Here is a 1,161-nt window from a genome sequence, read left to right on the forward strand (position 1 = left end):
AAGCTGATCAACCCCATCGCCATGGAAGAAGGTCTGCGTTTCGCCATCCGCGAGGGCGGTCGTACCGTCGGCGCCGGTGTCGTGGCCAAGATCATCGCGTAAATCGCCCTCCACGGGGCATAGCCAGTAGGGGTATAGCTCAATTGGCAGAGCGTCGGTCTCCAAAACCGAAGGTTGTAGGTTCGATTCCTACTGCCCCTGCCACCCAACAGCGCAGCGGCGGACATTGATTCCGCTCTGTTGTGTGGTTCACAAGCCCGCCGAAGTCGTTTAGACCTCAGGTGGGCTTACGCGTCTCAAGCCAAAGGCTTTTGAGCCGTGTTTTTTGTCAAGTTTAGTCTGGAAGTTCATGGCCACATCCGAAGTTCAAACCGTTCACTCGGGCGCTGACAAGGCGAAGCTGGGTGCGGCCGTCGTGTTGCTGCTGGGCTCCTTTGTGGCCTTCTATCTACTGTCGGCGCAGGGCGCTCTGGTGCAGTGGGCGGCCTTGTTGGTGGGCTTGCTGGCTGCTGTTGTGGCCTTTGTGTCGTCGGAGTCGGGGCGCCAGCTGGTGGCCTTTGGTCGCGATTCTTGGCGCGAGGTCAAGAAGGTGGTCTGGCCGGCGCGCAAAGAAGCGATCCAGATGACGGCCTACGTCTTCGCATTTGTTTTTGTGATGGGCTTGTTTTTGTGGCTCACGGACAAAACCCTTGAGTGGGTGTTTTACGACTTGATTCTGGGCTGGAGGAAATGATGAGCGACCAAAATAGCCCTGTGACCGATGGTGTTGCCGCTGAAGGCATGCGCTGGTATGTGGTCCATGCCTATTCGGGTATGGAAAAGGCGGCCGAACGCAACATCATCGAGCGGATCAACCGCGAGGGTATGCAAGACAAGTTTGGTCGGATCCTGGTGCCCACCGAAGAGGTGGTCGAGGTGAAGAACGGCCAGAAGCGCACCACCGAGCGCAAGTTTTTCCCGGGGTATGTGCTGGTCGAGATGGTCATGGACGACGAGTCCTGGCATCTGGTCAAGCACACCAACAAGGTGACTGGATTCGTTGGTGGTGCCAAGAACCGCCCTGCGCCCATTTCTGAAGAAGACGTGCAAAAAATCGTCAACCAGATGCAAGAGGGTACCGACAAGCCCCGCCACAAGGTGGAGTTCGTGGTCGGCGAGTAC

Annotated in this window: 2 protein-coding genes, 1 tRNA gene and 1 pseudogene; all 4 read left to right on the forward strand. The window is 57.5% G+C overall.

Features of this window, described 5'->3' with window-relative positions; genetic code table 11:
• A pseudogene (locus ABYB95_RS23755) lies at window positions 1–102 on the forward strand (elongation factor Tu); the annotation flags it as partial.
• Window positions 103–128: 26 nt separating this feature from the next.
• A tRNA-Trp gene (locus ABYB95_RS23760) sits at window positions 129–204 on the forward strand.
• Between the two features lie 145 nt (window positions 205–349).
• On the forward strand, window positions 350–733 hold the full coding sequence (gene secE, locus ABYB95_RS23765) for a preprotein translocase subunit SecE (protein ID WP_372662924.1): 384 nt from the start codon (window positions 350–352) through the stop codon (window positions 731–733).
• Window positions 733–1,161, forward strand: a 429-nt coding sequence (nusG, locus tag ABYB95_RS23770; protein WP_372662927.1) for a transcription termination/antitermination protein NusG, incomplete at its 3' end; no start/stop codon positions are given. The genes secE and nusG, both read left to right, overlap by 1 nt.

The sequence above is a fragment of the Hydrogenophaga sp. genome, assembly GCF_041633695.1.
Taxonomy (GTDB): Bacteria; Pseudomonadota; Gammaproteobacteria; order Burkholderiales; family Burkholderiaceae_C; genus Hydrogenophaga.